At 53.2% G+C, this 6,570-nt stretch carries 8 protein-coding genes; 6 read left to right on the forward strand and 2 right to left on the reverse strand.

Translation table 11 applies throughout. The features are described from left to right. On the reverse strand, positions 1 to 894 hold the full coding sequence (locus RA27_RS22215) for a LysR family transcriptional regulator (protein ID WP_039544230.1): 894 nt from the start codon (positions 892 to 894) through the stop codon (positions 1 to 3). Positions 895 to 1,027: 133 nt separating this feature from the next. Here RA27_RS22215 and dctP point away from each other — a divergent pair, with 133 nt between their 5' ends. The 6 genes from dctP (at position 1,028) to RA27_RS24190 (ending at position 5,718) form a co-directional block, all read left to right on the forward strand. Beyond that, positions 1,028 to 2,041: a TRAP transporter substrate-binding protein DctP gene (dctP, locus tag RA27_RS22220; RefSeq protein ID WP_241484133.1), complete on the forward strand. Its 1,014-nt coding sequence runs from the start codon at positions 1,028 to 1,030 to the stop codon at positions 2,039 to 2,041. 67 nt (positions 2,042 to 2,108) lie between these two features. Further along, positions 2,109 to 2,723, forward strand: a complete 615-nt coding sequence (locus tag RA27_RS22225; protein ID WP_039544236.1) for a TRAP transporter small permease — start codon at positions 2,109 to 2,111, stop codon at positions 2,721 to 2,723. Then, a complete protein-coding gene (locus RA27_RS22230; protein WP_039544240.1) occupies positions 2,720 to 4,000 on the forward strand; it encodes a TRAP transporter large permease in 1,281 nt (426 codons plus the stop codon). The genes RA27_RS22225 and RA27_RS22230 overlap by 4 nt, the downstream gene beginning before the upstream one ends. Before the next feature lie 22 nt (positions 4,001 to 4,022). Next, complete coding sequence (speB, locus tag RA27_RS22235; protein ID WP_039544242.1) at positions 4,023 to 4,988, forward strand: agmatinase; 966 nt, start codon at positions 4,023 to 4,025, stop codon at positions 4,986 to 4,988. A 262-nt stretch (positions 4,989 to 5,250) separates the two neighbouring features. Continuing rightward, the gene (locus RA27_RS24515; RefSeq protein ID WP_193746566.1) at positions 5,251 to 5,394 is read left to right on the forward strand and encodes a hypothetical protein; all 144 of its coding nucleotides are present in this window, start codon (positions 5,251 to 5,253) and stop codon (positions 5,392 to 5,394) included. A 141-nt stretch (positions 5,395 to 5,535) separates the two neighbouring features. Continuing rightward, positions 5,536 to 5,718 (forward strand): RidA family protein, encoded by a 183-nt coding sequence (locus tag RA27_RS24190; protein ID WP_152610774.1) that lies wholly within the window; start codon positions 5,536 to 5,538, stop codon positions 5,716 to 5,718. Positions 5,719 to 6,184: 466 nt separating this feature from the next. Here the strand turns inward: RA27_RS24190 and RA27_RS22240 are convergent, their stop codons facing one another. Further along, positions 6,185 to 6,538 (reverse strand): Rieske (2Fe-2S) protein, encoded by a 354-nt coding sequence (locus tag RA27_RS22240; protein ID WP_039544244.1) that lies wholly within the window; start codon positions 6,536 to 6,538, stop codon positions 6,185 to 6,187. Between the last annotated feature and the right edge of the window lie 32 nt (positions 6,539 to 6,570).

Consider the following 6,570-nt stretch of genomic DNA (forward strand, 5'->3'; position numbering starts at 1 on the left):
TCAAGTGTCTGACCCACAGCACCGAACCAAGTCTTCGACAAAAAGTTCGACTGCTCGCCGATACAGGCTTGTGGATCGGGTTGCGAGATAGAACGTCGATGTCCAATGCAGTAGACTTGGCGCAAGTTCCCGGAGGGATTTGCTTTGCCTGCGACTTTCCACAAAATGAACTGGCAGCGGGCCCAGATAATGACCGGTTTCAATAAGCGTTGCCATTGCCTCCATGTTCGCAACGATTGCTTTCGGGTGATTTAGCTGGAGGTTAGGTGGGTCCAGCATGTTGTAAGATCTTTGACAAATCTGATAGTGCGCAATGACTTCCTTATCGATCTGTTCATCGGGGAAGTCGTACAACGGGTGTTCGCGTCCACAATACAGTCGATGCTCTTCCTGACACAGTTCGGTATAGCTCAATTCCGCAACCTGATTGCGAAATGGAGCGATTGCCACATGCAATTCACCGGTGATGAGTCGCTGTGTCAGCTCAGTCGGCGAAGCAACGACAATTTCCAGGCGAACTTCGTTTGGTCGGTCCAGGAACTGTTTCAACGATTTTTCAAGCTTCAGTTCAGCAAGCGTATTAACGGCATCAATGACGCCTATCCTTAGGTCGCCGGTTGTGATGCCGCGCAACTCTAATAACTCCGCGTCAAAGTCACGTGCGCTGCGCAGGATGTCCCGGGCTTTATTATAGGCGATTTCACCCCGTTCAGTAAGGCGAAACCCACCACGTCCTCGTTCGCATATCCGGTACCCAAGCGCGGTTTCCAGATCGCGGATTCGAATGCTGATTGCCGATTGAGTGATACCCAGTGCGAACTGGGCATCCGTAAAACCCCCGCTATCAACAACTGCTACAAATGTTTCGAGTAGTGTATTCCTGAGTAATTTCAATAGTCAGCCTCTGTGTTGCGCCATTACATAAAAAACTAGAATGTTAACATAAGCAATATGATATTTTTTCATGTACAAACCTGTGTTGTGATCTCTCCCAGAAAAAATCCAAGCGAGATGGGAGGACATTCGCGTGAAATTCTCTTTTAATAAAACAAAGACAACTATGGCCGCAGCGCTGATCAGCATGGCGCCGCTTACCGCCCTGGCCGAAGACTGGAAATTTGCCATCGAGGAAATTCCAGGTTCGATCATGGATGCCTATGCGCAAGAGTTCAAATCGCGCATCGAAGCGGCAACCGATGGTGAAGTGACGGTCACGGTTTACCCGATGGGAACCTTGGGCACACCCACCGAAACCGTCGAGCAGGCGGCCGACGGCATTATTCAGTTCACCAATGTCTCGATCGGAAACCTGGGCACAATCGTACCGGAAAGCCAGGTTTTCCTGCTGCCCTATCTGCTGCCCTCTGACCCAGCCGCTACGTCGAAGATGCTGAGCAGTTCGGAAACCATCTATGGCCCTCTGAACGACGACTTCCGCCAGCGTGGCCTGGAAGTTCTGACCATGTATTCGGAAGGCGCACAGGTCTGGACCACAAACCGTGAAATCCGCACACCCGAGGATTTCGAAAACTTCAAAATGCGTGTGATGGTGTCTCCGATCCTGCTGGAAACCTACAAGAACATGGGTGCCAGCCCAACCCCGCTGCCGTTTGGCGAGGTCTTTGGCGCGCTGCAACTGGGCGCCGTCGATGGTCAGGTGAACCCGATCCCGACCATTGAAGAAATGAAGTTCTACGAAGTCACCAGCCACCTGATCTGGGCCGGAGAACAAGAGCTGGTCACCACAGTTGTGGCGGGTTCCGACTGGTTCGAAACCCTCAGCCCGGACCGCCAGCAACTTGTGCGCGACACCATGGCTGACATGACCGGGTTCATCGACGGAGTTGTGTCGGATTTCAACCAGAAGCGCCTCGACATCATCAAGGAAGCCAAGCCCGATATCGGACTGGTTGTTCTGACCGAAGAAGAGCGTGACGCCTTCCGAGCCCAAAGCACGGGCACCTCGGCCGCCTATGTCGAAATCGTTGGTCCACGCGGTCAGGAACTACTGGATTCACTTCAGGCAGAGCTGGGCGACTGATCCCAAACCACACACGAAACTTCCTCACGCGATCTGCGCGTGAGGAATTCCATAAGGGAGGGATACTATGCAAAGCGGTACCGCCACTCCTTTCGGCTTTCTGGGAAAGATTGATGCGATCATCGGACGCGTCGAAGTCTGGATCCTGAGCTGGGGGATCATCCTGATGGCCGCCAACACGATCGCCAATGTCTTTGGGCGGTATGTGTTCAACCAATCCATCTACTTCTCCGAAGAACTGAACGAATTCCTGATCGTGATCGTGACTTTCATGGGGCTCGGATATGCCACCCGTAAAGGCATCCATATCCGCATGTCGGCGATCTATGATGCCCTTCCCATAAAAGTCCGCAAGGGGTTGATGGTCATTATCGCTGCAACGACATCGCTGGTGATGGCTGTTCTGGCCTGGTATGCGTTCGAATATGTCCAGAAAGTAGCGTCGCGAGGGCGCATCACCCCAGCGCTGCAATTGCCGCTGTATCTGACCTATGTCTGGGTGGTGATCGGTCTGGTCCTGACGTCCTTCCAATATCTTCTGACCGCGCTCCGAAATCTGAATTTCGCAGAGGAAGATGTCTATGTCTCGTATCTGGAGGTCGACAGCTACGAAGACCCCGAGACCGCTGCGGCAATCCGCCGTCACGAAGAAGCAGAAAATTCAGAGGAGGCAAACCAATGACAGAGCTGATGCTGGCGGTGATGATCCTGCTGCTACTGGCAGGGTTCCCGATGAAAATGCCGCTGATCTCGGCGGCGGTGCTGGGATTTCTGATCTATTTCCCCGACATGAATATGCAGATCCTGATCCAACAGATGATCGGAGGGGTCAAACCCGCGGCGCTGATAGCCGTGCCGATGTTCATTCTGGCTGCTGACATCATCACACGTGGCCACTCGGCCAATCGCCTCATTGACGTTGTCATGAGCTTTATGGGCCATATCAAAGGCGGGCTGGCGATCTCGGTCACGTCGGCCTGCGCTCTGTTCGGAGCTGTTTGCGGATCAACTCAGGCGACTGTGGTCGCGATCGGTGGAGCGATGCGCCCGCGCATGCTGAAATCGGGTTATTCAGACAGCTTCTCAATCGGTCTGATCGTAAACGCGGCTGACCTCGCCTATCTGATCCCCCCATCCATTGGCATGATCATCTATGGCGTGGTTTCAGGCACATCGATTTCTCAATTGTTCATTGCTGGTATCGTCCCTGGCCTGCTTATCGTTGTCCTTTTTTCGATCTACTGCATGTATTACGCCTACCGCCACGATATTCCCGTCCTTCCACGCGAAAACTGGGGAAAGCGTTTTACTGCTATGCGCCGTGCGCTTTGGCCGATGGGTTTCCCGGCCATCATCGTTGGTGGCATCTACGGCGGAATCTTCTCGCCTACCGAAGCGGCCGCCATATGCGTGCTGTATGCGGTGGTGCTTGAACTGGTCATTTTCCGTTCGGTCAAACTGTCGGACCTTTGGGATATCGCCTTGTCGACGGGTGCGATTACCTCGGTTGTCTTCATTCTGATCGCAGCTGGTGCCGCATTTAGCTGGACGCTGAGTTTCGCCCAGGTGCCTCAGCAGATCATTGCATCGCTGGGTCTGGCCGAAGCCGGGCCACTAATGACGCTTCTGGCCATCAACATCGCATTCTTCGTTGGCTGCATGTTCGTGGACTCGATCGTTGTGATCCTGATCCTGGTGCCGATCTTCGCCCCCATGATCAAGGCCGCCGGGCTTGATCCGGTTCTGGTTGGCGTGCTGATCACCCTGCAGGTCGCCATCGGAGCGGCAACACCCCCGTTTGGCTGCAATCTGTTCACGGCGATCGCTGTATTCCGCCGACCTTTTGTCGAAGTTGTCCGCGGCGTTCCACCGTTCCTGATCATTCTGTTGATAGTGACCGGACTGCTGGTCGCCTTCCCTCAAATCGCCCTGTTCCTACCGGAACTGGCCTATCGTTAATCAATATAGAAACGGAGAAATCATGTCTGGACATGGTTATGAAGCTGGTCGCCTGAACCTGCCTTTCGTTGGCATCTCGACCTTTGGCAAGAAACCTTACGTAGATAATTGGGATGAAATCGATGCCGACGTAGCAATCCTTGGTGCCCCGTTCGATTTTGGATGCCAGTTCCGCTCCGGCGCACGGTTTGGCCCCCGTTCGGTCCGCGAGGCATCGACATTGTTCAGCTTTGGTCATGCAGGAGCCTATGACCACGAGGACGATGCTACCTATCTGAGCAGCGACGTGCGCATCGTTGATCTGGGTGATGCGGATATCATCCACACCAAGACCGAGGAGAGCCACGCCAATATCGAATATGGTGTTAAGAAAATCCTGGATGCGGGTGCTATTCCGGTCACCATCGGCGGTGATCACTCGGTGAACATTCCCTGTATCCGCGCCTATGAAGAGGATTGCGCCAAAAATGGTCCGATCCACGTGATCCAGATTGATGCTCACCTCGATTTTGTCGATGAACGGCATGGTGTGACTGAAGGCCATGGGAATCCGATGCGTCGGGCCATCGAGAAAGACTATGTCTCGGGCATGACCCAATTGGGTATCCGCAACGTATCCTCCACCGCGAAAGAGGGCTATGATGATGCCCGTGCGCGCGGGTCGGACATTCTGTCAGTACGGCAGGTCCGTAAGTTGGGAACACAGGGCGTTCTGGACCGCATCCCCGAGGGTAGTCGCTATTACGTCACTATCGATATCGACGCTTTCTGCCCCTCTATCGCTCCAGGCACCGGCACTCCGAGCCATGGCGGGTTTCAATATTATGATGTTCTGGAGATTCTTCAGGGGCTAAGCAAACGTGGTGACGTCGTTGGCATCGATCTGGTTGAGGTTGCCCCCGCGTACGATCCAGCCGAAAGCACACAAATTCTTGCGGCGCAGCTTCTGCTGAACTTCATCGGGTTTATCTTCCACAACAAAAAATAGGTTCCCTCCCGTGGCGGCCTTATTCAGAAAGCCACATTGTCCCGATACGTAATCGTTGAAAATTACGTGTCGGGGTATCCTATTTTGGTTGTGATCCGGTACAATAGCCCATTGGTGCAGGTCTTGGTCCGCGAAAGCTACATGGATGTCTTGCCCGATTTGGGATTCTGCTTTGGTTAAGGAATGTGCCTGCTCGTGAATTTTCGCTTCACTATTCACCGCGTGTTTCGGTGTGTATTGGAGGCACCCAAGGGAGGGAGGAGTGCAAAGTTCTGACGCACCGTTTAGTGCGGCGATCCTGTGGATCGCGCTTGGGTTCGGAGACATGATCGCATTGATATTCAGTTCGATTGGAATTTTGCGGCAAACGCAGATGTACGTCGCGTTGCAGTTTCGCGACCAGTAACATCCCTGATTGTCCAATACGTCGCGTTTTCCTTGGCGTAAATGCTTGTATCGACGTTGCCATAAGTGGAACCAAGATCTTCCCCCTTCCTTTCTTACTTCATCCTGTAGAGCCAGGTGTGTTGCGATCGTAGACGATGCGGTGTCCTGCACGATGTACTATGCGCGCGATGAAGACCTTGATGCTATTCAGGATGCTCGCCGCAGTCGTTTCTCTTTCGGTGCGGGCCCAGCCGTGACAGGGGTCAACGTCGCCGGTTTGGTCGATAAGGCGCTTCTGGTTGAACTAACCGTAGTCGCCGTGGTGCCTTACGGAGCGTCCTGATCCCAATATGGAAAAACGCTCTTCGGAGCATACCGTGGTGTAGCCGCAGCGAATTCACACTTTGTATACATCTTTCCAGTTTGACCGTGACGCGATGAAGGTCGGTAGACGATTTGGTTCTTGTCCGGTTCAGGAGTGTAAGCAGGTGCGGGCAGTTGTTCTGCGCGAACCACCTCTCGATTCTTGAATGTCTCAAGGCACCGACTCCATGGTAAGGTGTCGCGATCTGCCAATGCAGAATTCGCGAGTAAACCCAGCGGTAAAAGGGCGAGCGTGGTTCTCAGCCGAGTGTCTTTTTTTGTCATTCGAAGGAATTCTGGATACTTACCTGCTGAAATCCTCAGTCTTGATTTGCAGATAGAAAACCTAAATGGCATTGCCCAAGTTTGGACAATGCCATTCTAAGCAGCTCGGAGGAGAGAGTGAACTGCCCAAAACTTTCGATCTTTTTCTTGAAGCTCGATTTTTACAGATGGACGAAGAGATCGTTTCCCTCGACTGATACGTCAAAGCGTCTTGTTTTGATCGACGAATCCACGAGGAACTCACCGCTTCGAATGTCAAATTCCCAACCATGCCAAGCGCAACGGACGATTTCGCCCGGGCGGTCATAGATGAACTCGGTTGTGCCCGTTTCTCGGGTTGTACCGCAGATCGGGCCTTCACAGAGGGCCGCGCCTTTGTGGGGGCAGATATTGAGCAATGCGTGATAGCCGTCATCCAGCTTGAACACGCCGATTGGCATGTTCGACACTGTGACGATCTTGGCCGCATCGGTGGGAACTTCTTCGGTTTTGCAGGCGAAATGCTTGTTTGCCATGGTTTGAGGTTCCTTCTTTATTCAGCAGCGTG

It is taken from the genome of Ruegeria sp. ANG-R, assembly GCF_000813985.1.
Lineage (GTDB): Bacteria > Pseudomonadota > Alphaproteobacteria > Rhodobacterales > Rhodobacteraceae > Ruegeria.

Excerpts from the sequence above, each read along its gene's own strand:
- RA27_RS22225 (WP_039544236.1), top strand. The coding sequence starts at position 2,109 with ATGCAAAGCGGTACCGCCACTCCTTTCGGCTTTCTGGGAAAGATTGAT.
- RA27_RS22230 (WP_039544240.1), top strand. The coding sequence starts at position 2,720 with ATGACAGAGCTGATGCTGGCGGTGATGATCCTGCTGCTACTGGCAGGG.
- speB (WP_039544242.1), top strand. The coding sequence starts at position 4,023 with ATGTCTGGACATGGTTATGAAGCTGGTCGCCTGAACCTGCCTTTCGTT.
- RA27_RS22240 (WP_039544244.1), bottom strand. The coding sequence starts at position 6,538 with ATGGCAAACAAGCATTTCGCCTGCAAAACCGAAGAAGTTCCCACCGAT.